This is a genomic window from Gemmatimonadales bacterium, from assembly GCA_035502185.1.
Classification (GTDB): domain Bacteria; phylum Gemmatimonadota; class Gemmatimonadetes; order Gemmatimonadales; family JACORV01; genus Fen-1245.
The window spans coordinates 18,962-41,204 of record DATJUT010000004.1; the positions used below are offsets into that span (position 1 = coordinate 18,962).

General features: G+C 73.0%; 19 protein-coding genes. 9 read left to right on the forward strand and 10 right to left on the reverse strand.

Annotation, left to right across the window (positions count from 1 at the left end; translation table 11 throughout):
• Positions 1–4: 4 nt before the first annotated feature.
• Both VMF70_00285 and VMF70_00290 read right to left on the reverse strand, forming a co-directional pair.
• Positions 5–2,254 (reverse strand): type II/IV secretion system protein, encoded by a 2,250-nt coding sequence (locus VMF70_00285; protein HTT66440.1) that lies wholly within the window; start codon positions 2,252–2,254, stop codon positions 5–7.
• Between the two features lie 86 nt (positions 2,255–2,340).
• Positions 2,341–4,416 (reverse strand): hypothetical protein, encoded by a 2,076-nt coding sequence (locus VMF70_00290; GenBank protein ID HTT66441.1) that lies wholly within the window; start codon positions 4,414–4,416, stop codon positions 2,341–2,343.
• A gap of 24 nt (positions 4,417–4,440) precedes the next feature.
• Between VMF70_00290 and VMF70_00295 the strand changes: the two genes are divergently transcribed.
• From VMF70_00295 to VMF70_00310, 4 genes are all read left to right on the forward strand, one after another.
• On the forward strand, positions 4,441–5,967 hold the full coding sequence (locus tag VMF70_00295; GenBank protein ID HTT66442.1) for an anthranilate synthase component I family protein: 1,527 nt from the start codon (positions 4,441–4,443) through the stop codon (positions 5,965–5,967).
• A 66-nt stretch (positions 5,968–6,033) separates the two neighbouring features.
• The gene (locus tag VMF70_00300; GenBank protein ID HTT66443.1) at positions 6,034–7,662 is read left to right on the forward strand and encodes an adenylate/guanylate cyclase domain-containing protein; all 1,629 of its coding nucleotides are present in this window, start codon (positions 6,034–6,036) and stop codon (positions 7,660–7,662) included.
• Positions 7,663–8,427, forward strand: a complete 765-nt coding sequence (locus tag VMF70_00305; protein HTT66444.1) for a lipopolysaccharide kinase InaA family protein — start codon at positions 7,663–7,665, stop codon at positions 8,425–8,427. It begins immediately after the preceding gene.
• The gene (locus VMF70_00310; protein HTT66445.1) at positions 8,424–9,497 is read left to right on the forward strand and encodes a glycosyltransferase family 9 protein; all 1,074 of its coding nucleotides are present in this window, start codon (positions 8,424–8,426) and stop codon (positions 9,495–9,497) included. The genes VMF70_00305 and VMF70_00310 overlap by 4 nt, the downstream gene beginning before the upstream one ends.
• Here VMF70_00310 and VMF70_00315 read toward each other — a convergent pair.
• The 5 genes from VMF70_00315 to VMF70_00335 form a co-directional block, all read right to left on the reverse strand.
• On the reverse strand, positions 9,481–10,083 hold the full coding sequence (locus VMF70_00315; GenBank protein ID HTT66446.1) for a Maf family protein: 603 nt from the start codon (positions 10,081–10,083) through the stop codon (positions 9,481–9,483). The genes VMF70_00310 and VMF70_00315 overlap by 17 nt on opposite strands.
• A 71-nt stretch (positions 10,084–10,154) precedes the next feature.
• A complete protein-coding gene (gene dtd, locus VMF70_00320; GenBank protein HTT66447.1) occupies positions 10,155–10,595 on the reverse strand; it encodes a D-aminoacyl-tRNA deacylase in 441 nt (146 codons plus the stop codon).
• A gap of 3 nt (positions 10,596–10,598) precedes the next feature.
• Positions 10,599–12,425: a glutamine--fructose-6-phosphate transaminase (isomerizing) gene (gene glmS, locus VMF70_00325; GenBank protein ID HTT66448.1), complete on the reverse strand. Its 1,827-nt coding sequence runs from the start codon at positions 12,423–12,425 to the stop codon at positions 10,599–10,601.
• Positions 12,426–12,429: 4 nt separating this feature from the next.
• Entirely contained in the window at positions 12,430–13,773 is a 1,344-nt protein-coding gene (gene glmM, locus VMF70_00330) for a phosphoglucosamine mutase (GenBank protein ID HTT66449.1), read from the reverse strand.
• A 20-nt stretch (positions 13,774–13,793) separates the two neighbouring features.
• The gene (locus tag VMF70_00335) at positions 13,794–14,876 is read right to left on the reverse strand and encodes an HD domain-containing phosphohydrolase (GenBank protein ID HTT66450.1); all 1,083 of its coding nucleotides are present in this window, start codon (positions 14,874–14,876) and stop codon (positions 13,794–13,796) included.
• A 282-nt stretch (positions 14,877–15,158) separates the two neighbouring features.
• Here VMF70_00335 and VMF70_00340 point away from each other — a divergent pair, with 282 nt between their 5' ends.
• The 5 genes from VMF70_00340 to VMF70_00360 are packed head-to-tail and all read left to right on the forward strand — an operon-like array spanning position 15,159 to position 20,639.
• Entirely contained in the window at positions 15,159–16,325 is a 1,167-nt protein-coding gene (locus tag VMF70_00340; GenBank protein ID HTT66451.1) for a PLP-dependent aspartate aminotransferase family protein, read from the forward strand.
• Positions 16,326–16,383: 58 nt separating this feature from the next.
• Entirely contained in the window at positions 16,384–17,394 is a 1,011-nt protein-coding gene (locus VMF70_00345) for a M48 family metallopeptidase (GenBank protein HTT66452.1), read from the forward strand.
• Positions 17,391–18,680 (forward strand): phosphoribosylamine--glycine ligase, encoded by a 1,290-nt coding sequence (gene purD / locus VMF70_00350; protein HTT66453.1) that lies wholly within the window; start codon positions 17,391–17,393, stop codon positions 18,678–18,680. Before VMF70_00345 ends, purD begins: the two co-directional genes overlap by 4 nt.
• Positions 18,681–18,684: 4 nt before the next feature.
• Complete coding sequence (mutM, locus tag VMF70_00355) at positions 18,685–19,506, forward strand: bifunctional DNA-formamidopyrimidine glycosylase/DNA-(apurinic or apyrimidinic site) lyase (GenBank protein ID HTT66454.1); 822 nt, start codon at positions 18,685–18,687, stop codon at positions 19,504–19,506.
• Entirely contained in the window at positions 19,494–20,639 is a 1,146-nt protein-coding gene (locus VMF70_00360; protein HTT66455.1) for a UvrB/UvrC motif-containing protein, read from the forward strand. Before mutM ends, VMF70_00360 begins: the two co-directional genes overlap by 13 nt.
• Here VMF70_00360 and VMF70_00365 read toward each other — a convergent pair.
• The 3 genes from VMF70_00365 to VMF70_00375 form a co-directional block, all read right to left on the reverse strand.
• Positions 20,632–21,105, reverse strand: coding sequence for a metallophosphoesterase family protein (locus VMF70_00365; protein HTT66456.1), 474 nt, complete (start codon positions 21,103–21,105; stop codon positions 20,632–20,634). The genes VMF70_00360 and VMF70_00365 overlap by 8 nt on opposite strands.
• A complete protein-coding gene (locus VMF70_00370; protein ID HTT66457.1) occupies positions 21,105–21,707 on the reverse strand; it encodes a flavin prenyltransferase UbiX in 603 nt (200 codons plus the stop codon). The genes VMF70_00365 and VMF70_00370 overlap by 1 nt, the downstream gene beginning before the upstream one ends.
• Positions 21,708–21,843: 136 nt before the next feature.
• A partial coding sequence (locus VMF70_00375; protein HTT66458.1) for a UbiA family prenyltransferase occupies positions 21,844–22,243 on the reverse strand: 400 nt, incomplete at its 5' end.

Consider the following 22,243-nt stretch of genomic DNA (forward strand, 5'->3'; position numbering starts at 1 on the left):
AAGGCTAGGGGCTGGGGCGGCGCCGGCCGAGCACGGCGTCGAGCCGGGCCGAGAGCGCGCGGGCGCGGAACGGCTTGGTGAGGAAGTCGTCGGCGCCGAGCTCGAAGACGCGCACCTCGTTGTCCTCGTCGCCCTTGGCCGTGAGCACGACCACCGGGATCTCGGCCGTGGCGGGGCGCGAGCGCAGGTGCGACAGCACCCCGTAGCCGTCGAGGCCCGGAAGGTTGAGGTCCAGCACGATGACGTCCGGGCCGGTGCGGTCCACCTGGTCCAGGGCCTGGACCCCGTCGCGCGCCTCGGAGACGACGTAGCCCTCCCGCTCGAGCAGGTCCTTCATCACCCGCCGCAACGAGTCCTCGTCGTCCACCAACAGCACCTTGCGCTTGAGCCTCGTGACCTTGGAGCCGGGCAGGTCGAGGTTGTCGAGCAGCTCGAACGTCCCGGACGCCGCGCCGCCCGAGCGCCCCTCGCGCGCCGCGACCGCCGCGCCCGCGGGAGGTGCCGCGGGCTCGGTGGCGGTGGCCTGCCCGGCGCCGAGCTCCGGCTCCGTGCCGTCCTCGCCCTCGAACGGCACGTCCACCACCCGCATCAGCTCGTCGAGGCTGGACTCCCCGCGCAGGATGTGCCCGAGGCCGCTCTCCCACAGCCCCTGCATCCCGCCGGCCCGCGCCACCTCGGCGAGCTTGTCCGCGGTCGCGCCGGCTCCGATGAGCCGCTCCACCTCCGGCGTCACCGTGAGCACCTCGACGATGGAGAAGCGCCCCCGGTACCCGGTCATCGCGCACTCCGAGCAGCCCACCGCCCGGTAGAGGGGCGTGCCCTTGGGCACCCACTTCTCCAGCTTCTCCGGCACCGACTCGACCCACACCTCCTTGCAGGCGGGGCAGAGCTTCCGCATCAGCCGCTGCGCCACGACGCCGCGCAGCGACGCCGCGATCTTGTAGGCCTCGATGCCGATGTCCACCAGGCGGGTCACCGCGTTCGCCGCGTCGTTGGTGTGCAGCGTCGAGAGCACCAGGTGGCCGGTGAGCGACGCCTGCACCGCGATCTGCGCCGTGTCGCGGTCCCGGATCTCGCCCACCAGCACGACGTCCGGGTCCTGGCGCAGGATCGACCGCAGGGCGTTGGCGAAGGTGAGGCCGGCCTTCTCGTGCACCTGGACCTGCACGATCCCCTGCAACCGGTACTCGACCGGGTCCTCCACGGTCACGATGTTGGTCTTGCCGCTCTGGATGCTCCGGATGGCCGAGTACAGCGTCGTGGTCTTGCCCGAGCCGGTGGGCCCGGTGACGAGGATGATGCCCTCGTGATGGTCCAGCAGCCCCTTGAAGGCCGCGAACTCCTCCGGGTTGAGCCCCAGCGCGTCGAGCGACAGCACCGTCGCCCGCGAGTCCAGGATCCGGATGACGACCTTCTCGCCCATGGACGCCGGCAGCGTGGACACGCGCAGGTCCACGGGCACGCCGTTCACGGCGACGCGCGCCCGGCCGTCCTGCGGGCGCAGCCGGTCCGCGATGTCCAGGCTCGAGATGATCTTGATGCGGGAGACCAGCGGAAATCCCGCCGCCCGCGGGACCTTCATCACCTGCCGCAGCACGCCGTCGATGCGGTAGCGGACGGCGAACCCGCCCTCCTCGGGCTCGATGTGGATGTCGCTCGCCCGCGAGAGGATGCCCTCGGAGAGGATCAGGTCCACCAGCCGGACGACCGGCCGCTGCGACGCCTCCTCGGCGCTGACCAGGAACTCGTCCTCGGGCGATTCCTGCTCGAGCTGCTCGATCTCGCCCGAGCCTTCCATGCCTTCGAGCAGCTTGTCGATGACGCTGTCGGGCCGGTACATCTCGTCGGTGATGGACGCGATCTTGCCGGGCGAGAGCAGCTGCATCCGCACCTCGCGACCGGACGCGAAGGCGAGCCCCTTCTCGGCGTCGAGGTCGAACGGGTTGGCCGTCGCGACCTCGAGGACCGAATCCGTCGCCCGGAGCGGCACGATGTGGTAGCGCCGCGCGACGGCCTCGGGGATGATCTCCTTCATCTTGGGCTCGGGCTTGGCGTCCTCCGCGACCGGCACCCGGAACCGCTTGGACATCGCGGCCAGAATCTGGTCGTCGGAGGCGTAGCCCTTCGCCGTGGTGAGCTCCCACAGCGTGGAGGTGGGCTCCGCCACGGCCCGCAACGCCGCGACCGCCTCGGGCGTGATCATCGCCGAGATCGTCGTGACGAGCCACTCGTCGGGGAATACCCGTTCAGCCACGCTGCCGCCTTCCCCCGTGGAGCCTCAAGGCGATGGAAATATGCCTCCGCGCCCGGCGGGGCGGCAACGCGGCGCGGAACGCGGACTTACAGGATGTCCCAGAAGTCGCGGCTGACGTCGACGGCCATCCCCAGCCTGCCCGTCCGGAGCCCGTAGCCGGCATCGAGGCGGATCATGTCGTGGAACCACCCGAGCCCGAGACCGAGCACCGGCCGGACGCCGCGCGACGGCACGCCGACGGCCGGCAGCACCGGCTCGCCCACCCAGCCGGCCGCCACGAACGGGATCAGCGTCGCGCTCCGGCCCGTCCCGGCGAAGGAGCCGAGCGGTATCTCGGGCACGCCGACCGGGAGCCGCAGCTCCAGCGAGCCCCAGGCCGACTCCCGGCCGGCGTAGGCGCGGAACGGCTCGCCGAGCAGCGTGCCGCGGCCTCCGAGCACGAACGCCCGGTAGGCCGGCAGGTCGGCCGTGGCCCCGCCCGCGCTCGCGCGCGCCACCAGCCAGCCGCTCCCCGCCGGCAACTGCCAGCGCACCTGCCCGTACGCGCGCAGATAGCGGCCCGGGCCCGCGCCCCCCTCGACCTCGAGGCGGCCCGACAGGTTCCGCTCCATCGAGAACGACGGCGCCGCCTGCCGCAGCGAGAGCTGCACGCGCGTCCAGTCGCCGGCGCCGACCGACGGGTTCGGCCCGAACGTTCCGCGCGCCCAGCTCGCGTGGGTCGCGAGCGAGCCGATCCGCTCCCAGCCGGCCGCGAGCCGTACCGAGGCCCGCCCGCTCAGGGCGAGGTCCGCGCTCGCGGCGCCGGTCGTCGCGAGGAAGTAGTCGCCATAGTCGGCGCCGGTCTCCTGCGCCGACAGCGAGTTGACCACGCCGGAGATCACCGGCTCGTCGCCCAGGTCGCGGACCTCCCGTGCGCCGCCCGCCCGCCAGGTCCACGCGCCGTGTCGTGCCGTCAGCTCCGCCGCGCCCGTGAACAGGGTCGCCGCCGTCGCCGCCCCCGCCCGGACGTGCAGGGACGTGGCGTCGTTGCCGCCGCGCAGCGTCGCGCCCAGGCCCAGGGCCAGTCCCTCGACCCGGTTGAAGTGCGCGAAGTCCGACAGCGAGGTCCCGCCCAGCTGGGTGCGCCGCAGGCCGTCGATCGCGTGGCCCATCGCCACGGCCCGCACCTGCGCCCGCACGTCGGCGAAGTCCTCGACCCCGGCCGACTGCCCCACGCCGCGGATCGCCACGTCCAGGGAGTTCGTCCAGGGGAACGAATCCCGCACCTCCGGCGCCGTGAAGACGATCTCCGGGCCCGGCATGTGGAACAGGTACGCGTCTACGCCCTGGTTGAACCGGTAGCCGTCGATCTCCCACCGGCCCTGGATGATCCCGCGCACCGGGAAGTCGAGCCACGTCCCGCGCCGGCGGATCGCGATCTCCTGCCGGTAGGGGAGCCAGTACCGTCCCGCCCAGAGGCTGTTCTCGATCGCGACGGTGATGTCCTCGAGCTGCGGATCGAGGTACGCGGCGCGCGTGAACTCGAACGCCATCCGCACCAGTTCGCCCTGGTCCACGTCGAGGAAGATCGAGCCCACCAGCCGCGGCGCCTGGTAGTCGCGCGGGCGCACGGCGATCTCGTACACCCGGATGGCGCGGTCCGGCAGCTGGATGCTCAGCGAGTCGGTGAGCGCGTACTGGTAGAGGTCCGGGCCGTTGGGGGCCAGCGGGTGCGGGACGTCCCGCACCTCGTCGCCCTCGCCGAGCCGGATGCGATCGGGGAAGTTGTTGAGGGCGATGCCCAGGTGATCGCGGTGGTACTGGATGTCGGTCGGCAGGTCCTTCCGGTCGCGCCATCCGATGATGATCTGCTTGCTGAGATTCGGCGCCTTCCAGTAGACTTGCAGCTCGAGCTGGTCCGCCTTGACGAGCCGCGGCGGTTCCGAGAGCCCCTCTCCGATCTGGCCGAGGAAGAACACGAAGCCGTGGGCGCGGGCGCTGAAGTCCCGGAGCGCCGTGTCGGCGAACGCGGCACTGCGGCGGACGATGGCGTGGTCCACCAGGTCGAGCACCGTGGGCGAGTCCCAGTCCTGCGCCGCCGCCGGCCGGGGCGCGGCGGCGATCCCGAGGATCGAGGCGACGATGCACAGGGCGGTGAAGGGCGGAGCGGTGCGGCGCGGCATGACGCCGCAGTATCGCGGGCGCTGATGGGGCGGTCAAGCGCGCCCGGCGCGGCGGGGCCGGCTTCGAGCAGGGCGGCGTGGATCGCGCTCGCCGCCGCGGGGGGCATCGTGCCCGTGGTGCGGGAGTGCCTGCTCGACGCGGACCAGCCGGTCGCGGTCCTGCGCAAGATCGCCCGGCCGCCGTTCGCCTTCCTGCTCGAGTCCGCGGTCGGCGGCGAGCGCTGGGCGCGGTACACCTTCCTGGGCACCGAGCCCCGCGAGGCGTGGCGCTACCGGGGCCGGAGCGTCGCCCGGTGGACGCCGGAGAGCGGCTGGGGACCGGACCAGGCCGCCGCGGACCCGATGGAGCACCTGGGCGCCCGCCTCCGGGCGCTCGGCGGCGCGCCGCGGCCCGAGCTGCCCCGCTTCTTCGGGGGCGCGGTCGGCTACTTCGCCTACGACGCGGTGCGCGCCCTGGAGCGGCTGCCGGACTCCCCGCCCGACGACCTCGGCCTGCCCGACGGCCTGTTCATGGTCGCCGACGCGGTGATCGTGCTCGACAATCTCCACAACCGGGCGCGGATCGTGGTGAGCGCCGACGTGCCCGCCGGCGCCTCGGAGCCGCGCCGCGCCGAGCTGCACGACCGCGCGGTGGCGCGGATCGAGGAGCTGGAGGCGCGGCTGCGCGGCCCCGGCGACCTCGGGCCGCTGGGCCTCGACGAAAGCCTCGCGCCGCGGGACCCGGCCAGCGGCTATGCGCCCGACCGGTTCCGGCGCGACGTCGAGCGCATCCGGGAACACATCGCCGCCGGCGACGTCTTCCAGGCCGTGCTCTCCCGCCGCCTCGAGGTGGCGGGCGCGGTGGATCCGCTGCGGCTGTACCGCTACCTCCGGGCCCTCAATCCCGCGCCGTACCTCTTCTACCTCGCGCTCGACGGCTTCGCCCTGGTGGGCAGCTCGCCCGAGGTGCTGGTGCGGGTCGAGGACGACGTGGTGACGGTGCGCCCCATCGCGGGCACGCGGCCCCGCGGCGCCGACGCGGCGGGCGACGCCGTGCTCGCCGCGGAGCTGGCGGCGGACCCCAAGGAGCGTGCCGAGCACCTGATGCTGGTGGACCTGGGGCGCAACGACGTCGGGCGCGTGGCCGCGTACGGCACGGTGGAGGTCCGGGAGCTGCTGGCGCTCGAGCGCTACGCCCACGTCCAGCACCTCGTATCCGAAGTCCGCGGCCGCCTCGCGCCGGGGCGGGACGCGGTGGACGCGCTCAAGGCGTGCTTTCCCGCGGGCACCGTGTCCGGCGCGCCCAAGGTGCGCGCGATGGAGATCATCGACGCGCTGGAGCCCGTGCGCCGGGGGCCGTATGCCGGTGCGGTCGGCTACGTCGGCTGGGGAGCGCGGGCGCTCGACACCGCCATCGCGATCCGCACCTGCGTGGTCCTCCCCGACCGCGTCCTCGTGCAATCGGGGGCCGGCATCGTGGCGGATTCCGACCCCGGGCGCGAGCTCGCGGAGACCCTGGCGAAGGCGCAGGCGGCACTGCGGGCCATCGCCCTGGCGCGCCGCGGCACGTAGGTTCGTCGGCTGGCGCCTCCCCTGGCGCGGCCGCATATTTTGGGGGTCCGAGGAGCCCGATCCCAGATGAGCGACGGCTTCAAGCTGGTCAGCACCGCTGGCGACCAATCCATCGACGTCAAGCCGGGCGTCACCCTGGTCGTCGGCCGGGCCGTGAACAGCGACATCCCCATCTACGAGCCGACCATCTCGCGCCAGCACGCCCAGCTGAGCGCCGAGGACGGCGGCGTCCGGGTCAAGGACCTCGGCTCCGCCAACGGGACGTTCCTCAATGGCAGCCGGGTCAGCGACACGCTGGCGGTGCCCAACGACGTGCTGACCTTCGGCAAGGTCGCCTTCTACGTCCGCGAGCACGCCAAGACGGCCGCGCAGCCCAAGGACGCGGGCTTCGCCGTGCCCAAGCCGGCCGGCGCCACCATCGTGCGGCAGCTCCCGGTCGGCGAGGTCAGCGGGGTCATCGAGAGCCCGCTCAAGCGGACCGGCAAGGCCGCGGCGGCGGCCGCGCCGACGGCGGAGGCGACGGCCGAGCCGGCCGCCGCGCGCAGCGCCAAGAAGCTCGAGCTGCTGCTCGAGATCTCCAAGCAGCTCTCGCGCCAGCTGGAAGTGGACAAGCTGCTCGAGTCGGTGGTGGACTTCACGTTCCAGGTGATGGACGTGGACCGCTGCTCGATCCTGCTGTGCGAGAAGACCACCGGCGACCTGGTGCCGCGCATCTCCAAGAGCCGCCTCGGCGAGGGCTCCGCGTCGGCCCGCCACGTCCCGCAGTCCATCGCCCGCAAGGCGGTGAGCGAGCGCGTCGCCATCCTGACCGACAACGCCGCCGAGGACGAGCGCTTCAAGGGCAAGTCCATCCTCCTGCAGAGCGTGCGCTCGGCCATGGGCGCGCCGCTGATGGGCTCGGACGGCGCCGTGCTCGGCCTCATCTACGTGGACAACCTCACGTCCACCCACGCCTTCACCGACGAGGACCTGGAGTTCCTCATCGCGTTCTCCGGCGTCGCGTCGGTCGCGATGGAGAACAGCCAGCTGTCCGACCGGATCCGGCGCGAGGCGCTGGTCCTGTCGAACTTCCAGCGCTACTTCTCGCCCGATCTGGCCAAGCAGATCGCGGAGCACGGGGAGGAGGTCAAGCTGGGCGGCGACAAGCGGCCGGTGGTGATCCTGTTCTCGGACATCCGCGGCTTCACGCCGATGTCGGAGAAGATGGAGCCCGACGACGTCGCGCAGCTCCTGCGGGAGTACTTCACCGAGATGGTGGAGATCATCTTCCGCAACGGCGGCACGCTGGACAAGTTCATCGGCGACGCGATCATGGCCCTGTGGGGCGCGCCGCTGTCGATGGCCGACGACGCGGACAAGGCGATGGCGGCGGCGATCGAGATGCAGCAGGCCCTGGTGCAGCTGAACCAGCACTGGGAGGCCGGCGGCAAGCCCGCGGTGAACATCGGGATCGGCATCAACTTCGGCGAGGTGTTCGCGGGCAACGTCGGCAGCGAGCAGCGGCTGGAGTACACCGTCCTCGGCGACGCGGTCAACACGGCCTCCCGGCTGTGCTCCAAGGCCGCCAAGGGCGAGATCATGATCTCGGAGCCGTTGTACAAGCGGCTGAAGAAGCCGCCCGCGGTCGAGGCCCGCGAGCCGATCCCGCTCAAGGGCAAGTCGAAGCCCGTCGCCAACTACCTCGCCAAGTACTGATTGCCCGCACCGGCGCTCCCCCCGGATTTCGAAACCTGGACCTTCGAGGGCGGCGCGGCCGCGGCGCGGCGCGACGTCGCCGCGGCCGTGCGGCAGGCGCTGGCCTCGGCCGGCACGCTGTACGCGTGGGCGGCGGCGCGGCCCGGGCGCGCCACCTACATCGGGCGCGGCGAGGCGTACGGCGTGGCGCTCGGCGGAACGTCCGCCGTGGTGCGCCACGCCCGGCACGGCGGGCTGTTCGCGCCGCTGCTGGGTGACCGGTTCTGGGGCCGGCCCCGCTTCGAGCGCGAGGCCGAGCTGTCGCGCCGGCTCGCCGAGGGCGGGGTCAGCACGCCCGCGGTCCTCGCCGGCGTGCGCTACGGCGCCGGCTTCGGGCATCGCGCCGACGTCGCCACCGAGCAGGTGGCCGGCATCGACCTGGTCGAGCTGTTCTTCGGCGCTCGGCCGCCGGCCGGCGCGGCGCGCACGGCCGTGCTGGACGTCCTGGGGCGCCTGGTGCGCCGGCTCCACGATCTCGGCTGGGTGCACCCGGACCTGCAGCTTCGCAACCTGGTGGTGAGCGCTCCCGGCGCGGGCGCTCCCCGCGCCTGGCTCATCGACGTGGACACCTGCCGCCCGATGCGCGGCGACGGCGACGCCGAGCGCGCCCGCAACCTCGCGCGCTTCCAGCGCTCGTGGGACAAGTGGAACGCGATCCGGGGCGAGCATCTCACGGGCGCCGACCGGGCGCTGTTCAGCGTCGCCTACCTCACGGGGGAGCCGTGAAGCCGCTGCCTCCCTGGACGGGCGGCCGTCTCGGCATCGTGATGATGAGCGCGCTGGGCGACGCGGTGCACGTGCTGCCGCTGCTGGACGCCCTCAAGCGTCACGCGCCCGCCACCCACGTCACCTGGGTGCTGCAGCCGGGGCCCGCGCTGATGGTCCGGGGCCACCCGCTGGTGGACGACGTCGTCGTCTTCCAGCGCGCGCTCGGGCTCGGCGCCTATGCCGACGTGCGGCGCCAGCTCAAGGCGCGGCCGTTCGACCTGCTGCTCAACCTCCAGGTGTACTTCAAGGCGGGCATCGTCACCCGGCTGGCGCGGGCCCCGGTCAAGCTCGGCTTCGACTTCGCGCGCTCGCGCGACGGCAACTGGCTGTTCACCACGCACCGGATCCCGCCGCACCCGCCGCAGCACGTCCAGGACCAGTACTTCGAGTTCATCGAATGCCTCGGCGTGCCGCACGGCGAGCCGCGCTGGAACCTCGGGCCGAACGGGGAGGAGCGCGCGGCCGCCCACGCGCTCGTGGCCGACGCCGGGAACGGGCCCCTGGTGGGGCTGGTGGTCGCCTCCAGCAAGCGGGAAAAGAACTGGATGCCGGAGCGCTACGCCCAGACGGCGACCGCTCTGGTGCGCGAGACCGGGGCGCGCTGCGTGCTGCTGGGCGGCACCACGGCCATCGAGCGGGAGGCCGCCGATGGCATTCTGGAGCGCGCCGGCGGGCAGCCCATCGACGCGCTCGGGAGCGGGCTCAGAACGCTGCTCGGCCTGATCGACGCCTGCGACGTCGTGATCTCGCCGGACACCGGCCCGCTGCACATGGCGGTCGCGATGAACGTGCCGGCGGTCGGGCTGTACGGCTACAACAACCCGAAGCGGGTGGGGCCGTACCGGCGGTTCACGGACCTGCTGGTAGACGCCTACGGCGATCCCGGCGAGGACTACCCGGTTTCGATGGAGCACCGCCTGGGGCGGATGGCGCGGATCCGGACGGAGGACGTGGTCGAGAAGGTGCGGCTGGCCCTGGCGCGCTACGCGCAGGGCCCTCCGTGGCGGCGGGCTAGAGCGCCGGCGTGACCTTCCCGAACCGGTAGCGCAGACCGACCCGGCCGAGCAGGTCCACCAGCAGGCCGAGCGCCAGTCCCATCACCGTGAAGTAGTCGCCCTCGATCCGCTCGACCAGCACCGCGCCGTAGCCCTGGACGCCGTAGGCGCCGGCCTTGTCCAGCGGCTCGCCGGTCGCGAGGTACTCGCCGATCGTTGCGTCGTCCAGCGCGCGGAACCTCACCCGCGTGCGCGAGGTGCCCGAGGCGGCCTTCCCGTCGTACGCGACCGCCACGCCGGTGAACACCTCGTGCTCGCGGCCCGCGAGGCGGCGCAGCATCGCGCCCGCCTCCGTGGCGTCGGCGGGCTTGCCCAGAATCGCGCCGTCCACGACCACGATGGTATCGGCCCCGATCGCCACGGCGCCCGCCCGCACGCGCGCCGCCGCCTTTTCGCGCGCCAGCCGCTCGGCGTGGGCCGCCGGCGGCTCGCCGTTGCGCCACGTCTCGTCGAGATCGGCGGGGGCCACTTCGAAGTCCAGCCCCAGCAGCGTCAGCAGCTCGCGGCGGCGGGGCGAGGACGACGCGAGCACGATCGGCACCCCGTGGCCGGCACTCACCACTCGCTTCTCACCGCTCACCTCGCCCTCTCACTCTTCACCCCGCCTTCTCACCTCTCACCCCGCACCTCTCACGCCTTCTCGAGTACCAGCGTCACCGGCCCCTCGTTCACCATCTCCACCTCCATCATCGCGCCGAACCGCCCGGTCTCGACCGGCAGCCCGCGCTCCCGCAGCATCGCCACGAACCGGTCGTACAGCGCCTCCGCCTCCCCGGGCGGCGCCGCGCCGACGAACGAGGGCCGCCGGCCCTTCGACGCGTCGCCGTACAGCGTGAACTGCGAGATCACCAGGACGCCGCCCCCCACCTCGGCCAGGGGCAGGTTCATCTTGCCTTCCGCGTCGCCGAACACCCGCAGCCCCGCGATCTTGTCCGCCATCCACGCCAGGGCCGGCTCGGCGTCGCCCGGTGCGAAGCCCGCCAGCACGACGAAGCCGCGCCCGATCCCGCCGACGGTCTGGCCGTCGACGCGGACCGCGGCGCGGCTCACGCGCTGCAGCACCACCCGCACGGGCTACTCGACCGTCACGCTCTTGGCCAGGTTGCGCGGCTGGTCCACGTTGCAGCCCCGCCGCACGGCGATGTGGTACGCGAACAGCTGCAGCGGGACCGAGCTGAGGATGGGCGTCAGGAAGTCGAGCGTCTCGGGGATGGCGATGGCGTGGTCCACCAGCGCCGTGATCTCGCTGTCGCCTTCGGTGACGACCGCGATCACCTGGCCGCCGCGCGCCCGCACCTCCTCGATGTTGGACACGATCTTGGCGTGCACCGCGTCGCGCGGGGCGACGAACACCACCGGCATCAGCTCGTCGATCAGCGCGATGGGGCCGTGCTTCATCTCCGCCGCGGGGTAGCCCTCCGCGTGGATGTACGAGATCTCCTTGAGCTTGAGCGCGCCCTCGAGCGCCACCGGGAAGTTGTAGCCCCGGCCGAGGTAGAGGACGTTGGAGGCCCGGGTGTAGCGCTCCGCCAGCTCCTCGATCGCCCGCCGCTTGGCGAGCACCGCCTCCAGCTGCTCGGGCAGCTTGCGCAGCGCCTTCACGATCTCGCGACCCTGGAGGATCGACAGCGAGCGCAGCCGGCCCAGGTACAAGGTGAACAGCGCCAGCGCGGCGATCTGGCTGGTGAACGCCTTGGTGGAGGCGACGCCGATCTCGGGTCCCGCGTGGAGATAGATCCCGCCGTCGGTCTCGCGCGCGATGGTGCTCCCCACCACGTTCACGATGCCCAGCGTGTGGGCGCCCCGCCGCTTCGCCTCGCGCAGCGCGGCGAGCGTGTCGGCGGTCTCGCCGGACTGCGAGATCACGATCACCAGGGTGTGCTCGTCGACCAGCGGATTGCGGTAGCGGAACTCGGACGCGTACTCGACCTCCACCGGCAGCCGGACCAGCTCCTCCAGCATGTACTCGCCCACGAGCGCCGCGTGCCACGAGGTGCCGCAGGCGGTGAGTACGATGCGGTTGATCCCCGCCAGCGCCTCGTGCGAGAGGTTGAGGCCGCCCAGGCGCGCGCCGCCCTCCTCCTCGAGCAGGTGCCCGCGCAGCACGTTGCGGATGCTCTCGGGCTGCTCGCAGATCTCCTTGAGCATGAAGTGCGGGAACCCGCCGCGCTCGATGGTCGCGAGATCCCACTCGATCTGGCTGACCTCCTTGCTCAGCGGCACCGCGTGCCGATCCTTCACCTGATAGCCCGCCGGCGTCACGACCGCGAGATTCCCCTCGTCGAGGTACACCACGGATCGCGTGTAGGCCAGCACCGCCGAGGGATCCGACGCCACGAAGTTCTCGCCGTTGCCGATCCCGAGCAGCAGCGGGCTGCCGCTCCGCGCCGCGACGATCGTGCTCGGCTCCTTGGTCGAGATCACCACGATCCCGTACGTGCCCTCCACCTCCTGCAGCGCCGCCGCCACCGCCTGCTCGAGCGAGCCCTGGTAGAACTGCTCGATCAGGTGCGCCAGCGTCTCGGTGTCGGTCTCCGAGGCGAACCTGTGGCCCTTCGCCACGAGCATCTGCCGCAGCGACGTGTGGTTCTCGATGATCCCGTTGTGGGCCACCGCGATCTGGCCCGCGCAGTCGGTGTGGGGGTGCGCGTTCTTGCTCGTGGGCGCGCCGTGCGTGGCCCAGCGCGTGTGGGCGATCCCGACCGTCCCGGGCTGCGCGTCCCGGCCCAGCTGCGCCTCGAGCGTCGCGATCTTGCCGGCCGACTTGTGGACGACCAGCCGCCCGTCGACGATCAGCGCGACCCCGGCGGAATCATATCCGCGGTACTCCAGGCGCTTGAGCCCCTCGAGCAGCACCGGCAGCGCCTTCCGGGGCCCGACGTACCCGACGATTCCGCACATGCCGCTACCTCCCGCTCTCGGCCAGCGCCGCCCTGCCGCGCTCCACCAGCGCCTCCGCGTCCTGCCGCGTCGGCGCCTCCGCGATGATCCTCACGACCGGCTCGGTGCCCGAGGGCCGCACGTGCACCCAGCGATCCGCCAGCGCCAGCCGCAAACCGTCCTGCCGGTCCGCCGCGGCCCCCGTCACCGCCGCGCTCAGCGCGGCGTAGCACGGCTCCAGCGATCCGGAGGGCCGGGCCACCTTGGCCTTAACAATAGTGTAGCGCGGCGCGGAGTTCACCAGCGCCGCCACGCTCCCGCCCCGGTCCGCGAGGAGCGCCAGCGCCAGCGTGGCCGCCACGGGCGCGTCGCGCCCCAGGTGCACCTCCGGCAGGATGACGCCGCCGTTCCCCTCCCCGCCGATCACCGCGCCGCACTCGGCCATCCGCTCCACGACGTTCGCCTCGCCCACCGGCGCGCGCTCGACCGCCGCGCCGTGCGCGCGCGCCGCGTCGTCCACCACCAGGCTGGTCGAGAGGTTGGTCACCACCGGGCCACGCCGCCGCGCCAGCACCGCCCGGACGGCGAATGCGAGCGTGTAGTCCTCGCCGATCGGGCGGCCGGCCTCGTCCACCAGGGCCAGCCGGTCCACGTCCGGATCCACCGCGATCCCGAGGTCGCTCTTCGTCCGCTGCACCAGCGCGCCCAGCTCGCCGAGATGCTCGGGGATCGGCTCGGGCTCGCGCGGGAAGCGCCCGTCCGGCTCGAGGTGGATCGCCTGCACGGCGCAGCCCAGCTCCTCCAGAAGCGCCGGCATGATCGTCGCGCCGGCGCCGCGCACGCAGTCCAGGCCCACCCGGAAGCGGCGCCGGCGGATCGCGGCCAGGTCGAGCCAGGGCAGGCCCAGCACCCGGTCGAGGTGCCGCCGCACGGCGCCCTCGTCGCGCCGCCGCGTGCCGGGGCGCGCAGCGGGACGCTCGCCGCCCGCGTCCACCAGCGCGAAGAACTCCTCCGCCTGCCCCTTGGCGAGAAAGCGGCCGCCGCTGCCCACGAACTTGAGGGCGTTCCACTCGACGGGATTGTGGCTCGCGGTGACGACGATCCCGCCGCCCAGCCCGCCCTCCAGCGTCTCCACCGCCAGCTGGGCGGTCGGCGTCGGCACCATCCCCAGGTCCACGACGTCCACCCCCGCGGCCACCAGGCCCTCCGCCGCGGCCGCCACGAAGGCAGGGCCCGACTGGCGCGAGTCCCGCGCCAGCGCCACCGTCCGACCGCCGCGGCCCGCGACCCAGGCGCCGAACGCCTGCGCGTACCGCGTCACCACGGCCGGCACCAGGTCCTCCCCCACGATGCCGCGGAGGCCCGACACCGAGCGCATCAGGTTCGAGGTCAGCGGGAGAGCGCGGCCACCGCGGCGTCGTGCAGGGCGCCGACGGGGATGGGGGTGGCGATGGGGAGCGCCGTGAGGTCGGCGAAGGACCGCTCGAACGCCGCGACCACGGCCGGGTCGAACTGGCGGCCCGCCTCCTTGCGCAGCTCGTCCATCACCGACGGCGGCGGCAGCGGCGGCCGGTAGGCGCGGCCGGTGGTCATGGCGTCGAACGCGTCCACCACGGTCACGATGCGGGCCGCGAACGGGATGGCCTCGCCCGCGAGGCCGTCCGGCAACCCGCCGCCGTCGACCCGCTCGTGGTGCGACCGCACCACCTGGAGGATGCGCGGCCGGTCCTTGAGGAGCGGCGTCAGGATCTTCTCGCCGATGACCGTGTGCTCCATGATGTGCAGGTACTCGTCCTCGGTCAGCTTCGCGGGCTTGTTCAGCACCGACTCCCGCACGCCGATCTTCCCCACGTCGTGCAGCTCCGCGCCGATCCGCAGCTCCTCGAGCGCCGCCGCATCCAGCCCCAGCGCCCGCGCGACCGTCGTCGCGTAGCTGGCCACGCGCGCGGAGTGGCCCCGCGTGTAGGGGTCCTTCGCCTCGAGCGCGTGCGCCAGCGACTGCACGCCGACGACGAACAGCTCCTCGATGCGCCGGGCCTGCACGTCGACCTTGCGCTCGAGGTTCTGCTGGTAGTCCCGGTTCTCCAGGATGAGGCGGCGCTTCTCCAGCGCCTGGCGCACCCGTGCCTGGACGTCCTCGACCTGGAACGGCTTGGCGACGTAGTCCAGCGCACCCTGCGTCAGGCACCAGATCGCGCTCTTCACGTCCGAGACCGCCGTCACCATCACCACGGCAGTGTCGGGCCACCGCCGGCGCACCTCCGGCAGCAGCTGCATGCCGTCCATCTCCGGCATCCGGATGTCGCTGACCACCAGGTCCGCCGGCACCCGCTCCAGCTCGGCCAGGGCCTCGCGGCCGTTGCCGGCCTGCCGGCAGGCGAACCCCTCGCCGGTCAGGAGCCGCGCCAGGATGCTCCGCAGGTGCGGCTCGTCGTCCACCACCAGGCAGCTCATCGCGCGGTCGCCGCTCACGCGCCTAGCCTAAGACCGCGCCCGACCGGGTGTCAACAGCGTGTAGGGACCTTCGCACGGCGCCCCCCCGCCGGGCGCGGCGTAGGCGAGCCGGTTCGTGGGCCGCCGTTCGCGCCGCCGGCCGCCGGCCGAAGGCCGGCCGACACTCGCCGCCCCCAGGCGGGCGGCGTCCTGCCGGCCCACGGGCCGCCTCCGCCCGGTGGAGCGCGAGCCGCCGCCGCTTGCTGGCGCACGGGCCCCCGGTGTAAGGTTCGCCGGAATCTCCTCATCGCCGAGCCGTGCATGACGCGCATCCGGGACCACGACCTCGACAACGCCTTGCCTACCCGGGCCGTGCACGCTGGACAGGAGCCGGAGCCGCTCGCCGGCGCCGTGACGATGCCGATCTTCCAGACCTCCACCTACGTGCAGTCCGCGCTCGGTCATCACAAGGGACACGAGTACGCCCGGGTCAGCAACCCCACCCGCGAGGCGCTGGAGCGCAACGTCGCCGCGCTCGAGGGCGGCACCCACGGCCACGCCTTCGCCTCGGGGATGGCCGCCATCGACTCGGTGCTCACGCTGCTCTCGGCGGGCGACCACGTGATCTGCGGCGAGAACGTGTACGGCGGCACCCACCGGCTGATGGAGCAGGTCCGCGCGCGGCTCGGCCTGAGTTTCAGCTACGTGGACACGCGCGACCCGGCGGCCGTCGAGCGCGCCATCCGGCCGGCGACGCGGATGCTGTTCGTCGAGACCCCGACCAACCCGATGATGCGGCTGGCCGACCTGGGCGCGCTCGGCGCGCTGGCGGCGTCGCGGAAGCTGCTGTACGTGGTGGACAACACCTTCGCGACCCCGATCTTCCAGCGGCCGTTCGAGCACGGCGCCGACCTGGTGGTCCACTCCACCACCAAGTACCTCAACGGGCACTCCGACATGATCGGGGGGATCGTGGTGTCGCGGCGCGACGACCTGGCCGAGCAGCTCGCCTTCCTCCAGAAGTCGGTCGGCGCCGTGCCGGGCCCGTTCGACTGCTGGCTGGTGCTGCGCGGCACCAAGACCCTGGCGCTCCGCATGCGCCAGCACGACGCGAACGGCCGCCGCATCGCGACCTGGCTCCAGGCCGACGGACGGGTCAAGGCGGTGTTCTATCCGGGGCTGCCGAGCCACCCGCAGCACGAGCTGGCCTGCCGGCAGATGTCGGGCTTCGGCGGCATGCTGTCGTTCGAGGCGGGGTCCCTGGAGCGTGCGCGTCGCGTCGTCGAGCGGACGCGGATCTTCGCCCTGGCCGAGTCCCTGGGCGGCGTCGAGAGCCTGATCGGCCACCCGGCGACGATGACGCACGCCGCCGTGCCGAAGGCGATGCGCGAAGCGATGGGACTCACCGACGGGCTGGTCCGGCTGTCGGTCGGCATCGAGGACCCGGACGACCTCCTCGCCGACCTCGACCGGGCGCTGGCCGCCTAGTGCCTGAAACGAGGCACCCGGTGCCGCGTAGGGCTGTCGGAACCCTCTGGGAGACGCCATGACGGACGCCAATCAGGAACTGCCGGCGCGTCGGCCGCGCACCGTGCTGACCCAGATCTCGTCGCGCGCCTGGGAGCACGCGGCCGACCGGGCCGCGCTGAGCACGCTGCGCGCCATTCCCGGCTTCGACGAGGTGGTGCGGAAAGTGTACGGCTTCTTCGGCGAGCGCGGGGTGCGGCTGCTGTTCCAGGCCAACGCCGTGCGGGTGGGGCCCAACCAGTTCCCCCGGGTGCACGCGGCCTTCACCGACGCCTGCACGACGATGGACTGGTCGCCGCGCCCGGACCTGTTCGTCTCGCAGACGCCGCTCGTCAACGCGGGCGCGTTCGGGATGGACCACCCGTTCATCGTCCTGAACTCGGGCGCCCTCGCGCTCCTCGACGACGAAGAGCTGCGCACCATCCTCGGCCACGAGCTGGGCCACGTCATCAGCGGCCACGCGCTCTATCACACCATCCTCGTCATCATCCTCGAGTTCGGCTTCCGCAACCTGCCCTTCCTGGCGGGCATCGCGCTCCTGCCGATCCAGATCGCGCTGCTGGAATGGTTCCGGAAGAGCGAGCTGTCGAGCGACCGCGCGGGACTGCTGGCGAGCCAGGACCCGATCGCCTCGATGCGCATGTTCATGAAGCTGGCGGGCGGCGGCAACATGACCGAGATGAACCTCGACGCCTTCCTCACCCAGGCGAAGGAATACGAGGAGGGCGGCGACGCGATGGATACGATCTACAAGGTGCTCAACATCCTCGGGCACACGCACCCGTTCCACACCCTGCGCGCCGCCGAGCTGCAGCGCTGGGTCGCGGGCGGCGAGTACGACCGCATCCTCCGCGGTGAATACCCGCGCCGAGGGTCCGACGACGAGAAGCAGCCCCTGACCGCGGACCTCGGCGAGGCGGGCAAGTACTACGCCGAGCAGGCGAAGGGCGCCGTCGATGCCGTCGCCGGCGTCGCCAAGAAGGCGCGCGACGCCTTCCAGAGCGCCTTCCGCGGTCCCGGCAGCCAGTGAGAATCCTGGTCGTCGGCGCCGGAGGCCGTGAGCACGCCCTGCTCTGGGCGATCCGGCGTGACGCCCCGCAGGCGACCCTGTTCTGCCTCCCGGGCAACGCGGGCACCGCCCACCTCGCCACCAACCTCCCCGGCACGTCCAGCGACGTCGAGAAGATCGCGCAGGCCGCCCTCGACCAGCGCGTCGACCTCGTCGTGGTCGGACCGGAGTCACCGCTCGCGGCCGGCCTGGTGGACCGCCTCGCCAAGGCCGGGATCCCGGCCTTCGGACCGACCGCCGCCGCCGCCCGGATCGAGTCGTCCAAGGCCTTCTCCAAGGGCCTGATGCTCGAACACGGCATTCCGACGGCCACCGCCCGCACCTTCACCGATTACGACTCCGCCGCCCGCTACATCGGCCAGCACGCCGAGCCTCTCGTCGTGAAGGCCTCCGGCCTCGCCGCCGGCAAGGGCGCCATCGTCTGCCGGTCCCGGAGCGAGGCCCAGGCCGCGGCAGGGGCGATGCTCAGGGACCGCGCCTTCGGGGCGGCCGGCGCCGAGATCCTCGTCGAGGAGTACCTCGACGGGGAGGAGCTGTCCGTGCTCGCCCTGACCGACGGGGAGCATTTCGCAGTGCTGCCGCCCGCCCAGGATCACAAGCGACTCAAGGACGGCGATCAGGGCCCCAACACCGGTGGCATGGGAGCATACAGCCCAGTTAGCATCGCCTCGGAGGCGCTGCTCGCGAAGGTCGCCGACCAGGTGTTCGAGCCCACGCTGGCTGCCCTTCGGAATATGGGAGCACCTTATAGAGGAATGCTTTACGCTGGATTGATGATCATGAAGGACGGCAGCATCCGCGTGATCGAGTTCAACTGCCGGTTTGGTGATCCCGAGGCACAAGCAATCCTCCCCGTGCTCCCGGGTGGCGTGCTCCCCGTGCTCCGGTTGGTCGCCGAGGGCGGGTGGATGCCACCGGGGCATACGCTCGGGGACGCCCGGTGCGCCGCGGTCACCACCGTCCTCGCCGCCGCCGGGTATCCGGACAGCCCCCAGAGCGGGGCCCCGATCACCGTGCCGGCCCACCTCGAGGCGGACCCGGACGTCCACGTGTTTCACGCCGGCACGTCGACCGGCAGTGACGGCTCGCTCCAGGTCGCGGGCGGCCGGGTGCTCGCCGTGACCGCCACCGGCCCGACCGTGGCCGACGCGGCGGAGAAGAGCCGGGCGGCGGCCGAGGCGATCGGGTTCGAGGGGAAGCAGTTCCGCCGGGACATCGGCTGGCGGGAGATCTCCAGACGGCGGTAGGCCGGTGCCCGAGCTTCCCGAGGTCGAAACCATCGCACGAGACGTCCGCCCCCACCTGGTGGGCGCGACCATCCGCGGCGTCCGGGTCACCAGGCCCGACGTCCTGCGCGGCGTCGGCCCCCGCGTCTTCGCGCAGGCGCTCGCCGGGCGGCGGTTCACCGCGGTGGGCCGCCGGGCCAAGCACCTCGTGCTGGTGCTCGACGACGGCCTCCGCGTGGTCATCCAGCCGCGCATGACCGGCTCCCTGGTCGTCGCGCCGGGCACCGCTCCGGCGGACCGCTACGTGGTCATCAGGGTGCAGCTCTCGACCGGACGCGTGCTCGCCTACCGCGACGTGCGGCGGCTCGGGGCCGTGCACCTCCTCACCCCGGCCGAGTGGACGCGCTACACGGCGCGCATCGGCCCCGAGCCCCTGGAGCGCGGCTTCACCGCCGCGCGGCTCGCCTCGCTGCTCGCCACCGGCAGGCTCGCGGTCAAGAAGGCCCTGATGGACCAGCGGCGCCTCGCCGGCGTCGGCAACATCTACGCGAACGAGGCGCTGTGGGGCGCCGGCATCGACCCGTCGCGTGCGGCGAACGCGGTCACCCCCGCGGAGGTGCGGCGGCTCCACGGCCACCTGCTCACGATCCTCCGGCGCTCGATCCGGCGCCGCGGCACCACGGTCCGCGACTACCGCACCGGCACGGGCGAGGCGGGGGCCTACCAGTCGCGCCTGGCCGTGTACGGCCGCGCGGGCCGGCCGTGCCGCCGCTGCGGCCGGCGCATCGTCCTGACCCACGCGGTGGACGCGCGGGCCACCTACTTTTGTCCCGGATGCCAGCACTAGCCCTGCTCGCCGCTCCGGCCACCGTCGCCCTCGACGCGCTGCGCGAGCGCGTCAAGGCGTCCGCCCGGCGCCGGCCCGGCGTGTACCAGTTCCTGGACGCCGACGGCGGCGTGTTCTACGTCGGCAAGGCGAAGGACCTGCGGGCCCGGCTGCTGAGCTACTTCTCGGCCCCCTGGCCCGACAGCAAGGCGGCGCACCTGGTGCGTGCCGCGGCGGACATCACCTGGCGCTACCAGCCGAGCGAGTTCGCGGCGCTGCTCGAGGAGCTGCGCCTGATCGCGCGCCTCAGGCCCTTCTCCAACGTCCGGGGCAACCGCACCCGGCGCCGGATGGTCTTCGTCAAGCTGACCGGCGGCGTCGCGCCCAAGCTCAAGGTCACCGAGCACACCACCGACCGCGCCGCGCGCTACTACGGGCCGTTCCAGAGTCACTGGCGCACCGCCGACGCCGTGCGCGTTCTCGCCGACCTGCTGCGGCTCCGCGACTGCGCGCAGGACCGCCCGCTGCGCTACGCCGGCCAGGAGGACCTGTTCGGCGCGGCCGAGATCCCGGCCGCCTGCCTGCGCCACGAGCTGGGCACCTGCCTCGGTCCCTGTGCGGCCAAGTGCACGGCCGAGGCGTACGGGGGCGCGGTCGCGCACGCCGCCGCCTTTCTCGAGAGCCGGGCCGTCGCGCCCCTCGACCGCGTGGTGGACGCGATGGCGGAGGCTTCCGACGCCCGCGACTTCGAGCGTGCGGCCGGCTGGCGCGAGAAGCTCGAGGCGCTGGAGTCGCTGTTCGCGGCCGTCTCCCGCCTGCGGGCGGCGACCGAGGCGCTCACCTTCGTCTACGGCGTGCGCGACCGGACGCCGGCCGCGCGCGGCGGCGGGCACGACGATCGCGTGTACCTGGTGCATCGCGGGCTGGTGCGGGCGCTCGCCCCGTGGCCGCGGACGCCCATCGAGCGCAGCGCCTTCGCCGGGGCGGTCGAGCGCTGGGCCGGCCAGGACGCCGGCGGCCCCGCCGCGCGCACCGCGCCCGAGATGGACGAGCTGTTGCTGGTGATGAGCTGGTTCCGCCAGCACCCGGAGGAGTTCGAGTCCACCACGCCGCTGGCGGCGTGGCTCGCCGCCGAGGGGCCCGCCGCTAGCTGAGGGGCACGATGCGGACCCGCGGCGGGATCCCGGGCTCCGTCTCCATGATCGCCACCGAGGGCGACAGGTCGAAGCGCCGCGGCCCGGCCGAGCCCGGGTTCACCACGACCGTGAAGTCCGGCAGGTCACGGATCACCGGCCGGTGCGTGTGCCCGAACACGATGACGTCCGCAGCAGGGAACGCCGACTTGAGCTCCTCCGGCTCCGGCGAGCCGAACTGGTCACCGTGCGTCACCACGAACCTGAAGCCGTCGAGCTCGATCTCCGCCACCCGGGGCAGCCGGCGCCGCAACCGGATGTCCACGTTGCCGTAGACGGCCGTCACCGGCGCCAGCAGCTCCAGCTCGTCCAGGACCGCGCCGTCCCCGACGTCGCCCGCGTGCAGGATGCGGTCCACCTTCGCGAACACGTCGTGCACCCCGGAGCGCACCTGGCCGTGCGTGTCCGCGATCAGACCCAGCCGCATCAGCGCCGCCGCGGCGCCCCGCCCGCCCACCTCGGTACGAGATCCGCCTCCACGCCCAGGTGGTCCACCACCCGCTGGACCACGAAGTCCACCAGCTGCCCGATCGACTTCGGCCGGTGGTAGAAGCCCGGCGAGGCCGGGATCACCGTCGCCCCCGCCTCCGTCACCGCCACCATGTTCCTGAGGTGCAGCAGCGACAGCGGCGCCTCGCGCGGCACCAGCACCAGCCGGCGGCGCTCCTTCAGCACCACGTCCGCCGCCCGCTCGATCAGGCTCCGGCTGTTCCCCGCCGCGATCCCGGCCAGCGTCGCCATGGAGCACGGGCAGATCACCATCCCCCGTGTCCGAGCGGAGCCCGACGCCGGCCGTCCGCCCCGGTCGTCGTCCCCGAACAGCTCCACGTGCTTCCACGACACTCCCATGCTCCCGGCCAGTGCCTCCGCGTCGCCGATGCCGCACTCCTCACGCAGCAGCCTCCAGCCGTGCGCCGACACGACGAGCCACACCGGAACGCCGGCACCCGCCAGGACCTGGAGCAGCCTGAGGCCGTAGGGAGCACCTGACGCTCCGGTTATCGCCATGACGACAGGCAGACGGGTCATCCACCCCTCCGGTTCGGAGCCGGCCGACGCACGCCATGCGACGGCGGCCGCGGCGGCGGCGGCTTGCGCGGTGCTCCCGGCGGTCGCCGCGTCGTGCCGCCGCCCCGCCTCTTGGAGCCGCCCCTCCCTGGAATCATCACCGGAGCACCACGTCGGCTATCGCACCCATCATCACCGCGGCAGAGATGATCCCGTTCATGGCGAAGAAGGCGGCATCCAGCTTCGAGTAATCTCCCGGATGCACGAGCCGGTGCTCCCATATGAGCAAGACCACGGCGACCACCACGCCGGCCAGATACCAAGCGCCAAACCCAGCTGCTACGCCGAATGCCACCAGTGCCACCGCGGCGCCGAGGTGCAGCCCGCGCGCCACCGCGATGGCTGGCCCGGGCCCCAGGGCCACCGTCATGGAGCGGAGCCCGTGCTCCCGGTCGAACTGCTCGTCCTGGAGGGAGTACAGCACGTCGAATCCGCCGCCCCAGCAGGTGACGACCAGGGCCAGGAGCACGATCACCCACCACGGGGAGCTCCACGCG

What these genes read in the sequence shown, in the direction of transcription:
- VMF70_00365 (HTT66456.1), bottom strand. Translation starts at nt 21,105, where the DNA reads ATGCGGCTGGGTCTGATCGCGGACACGCACGGCCAGGTGCGCTCCGGG.
- VMF70_00370 (HTT66457.1), bottom strand. Translation starts at nt 21,707, where the DNA reads ATGACCCGTCTGCCTGTCGTCATGGCGATAACCGGAGCGTCAGGTGCT.
- glmS (HTT66448.1), bottom strand. Translation starts at nt 12,425, where the DNA reads ATGTGCGGAATCGTCGGGTACGTCGGGCCCCGGAAGGCGCTGCCGGTG.
- VMF70_00290 (HTT66441.1), bottom strand. Translation starts at nt 4,416, where the DNA reads ATGCCGCGCCGCACCGCTCCGCCCTTCACCGCCCTGTGCATCGTCGCC.
- VMF70_00300 (HTT66443.1), top strand. Translation starts at nt 6,034, where the DNA reads ATGAGCGACGGCTTCAAGCTGGTCAGCACCGCTGGCGACCAATCCATC.
- VMF70_00295 (HTT66442.1), top strand. Translation starts at nt 4,441, where the DNA reads ATGGGGCGGTCAAGCGCGCCCGGCGCGGCGGGGCCGGCTTCGAGCAGG.
- VMF70_00360 (HTT66455.1), top strand. Translation starts at nt 19,494, where the DNA reads ATGCCAGCACTAGCCCTGCTCGCCGCTCCGGCCACCGTCGCCCTCGAC.
- VMF70_00345 (HTT66452.1), top strand. Translation starts at nt 16,384, where the DNA reads ATGACGGACGCCAATCAGGAACTGCCGGCGCGTCGGCCGCGCACCGTG.
- VMF70_00340 (HTT66451.1), top strand. Translation starts at nt 15,159, where the DNA reads ATGACGCGCATCCGGGACCACGACCTCGACAACGCCTTGCCTACCCGG.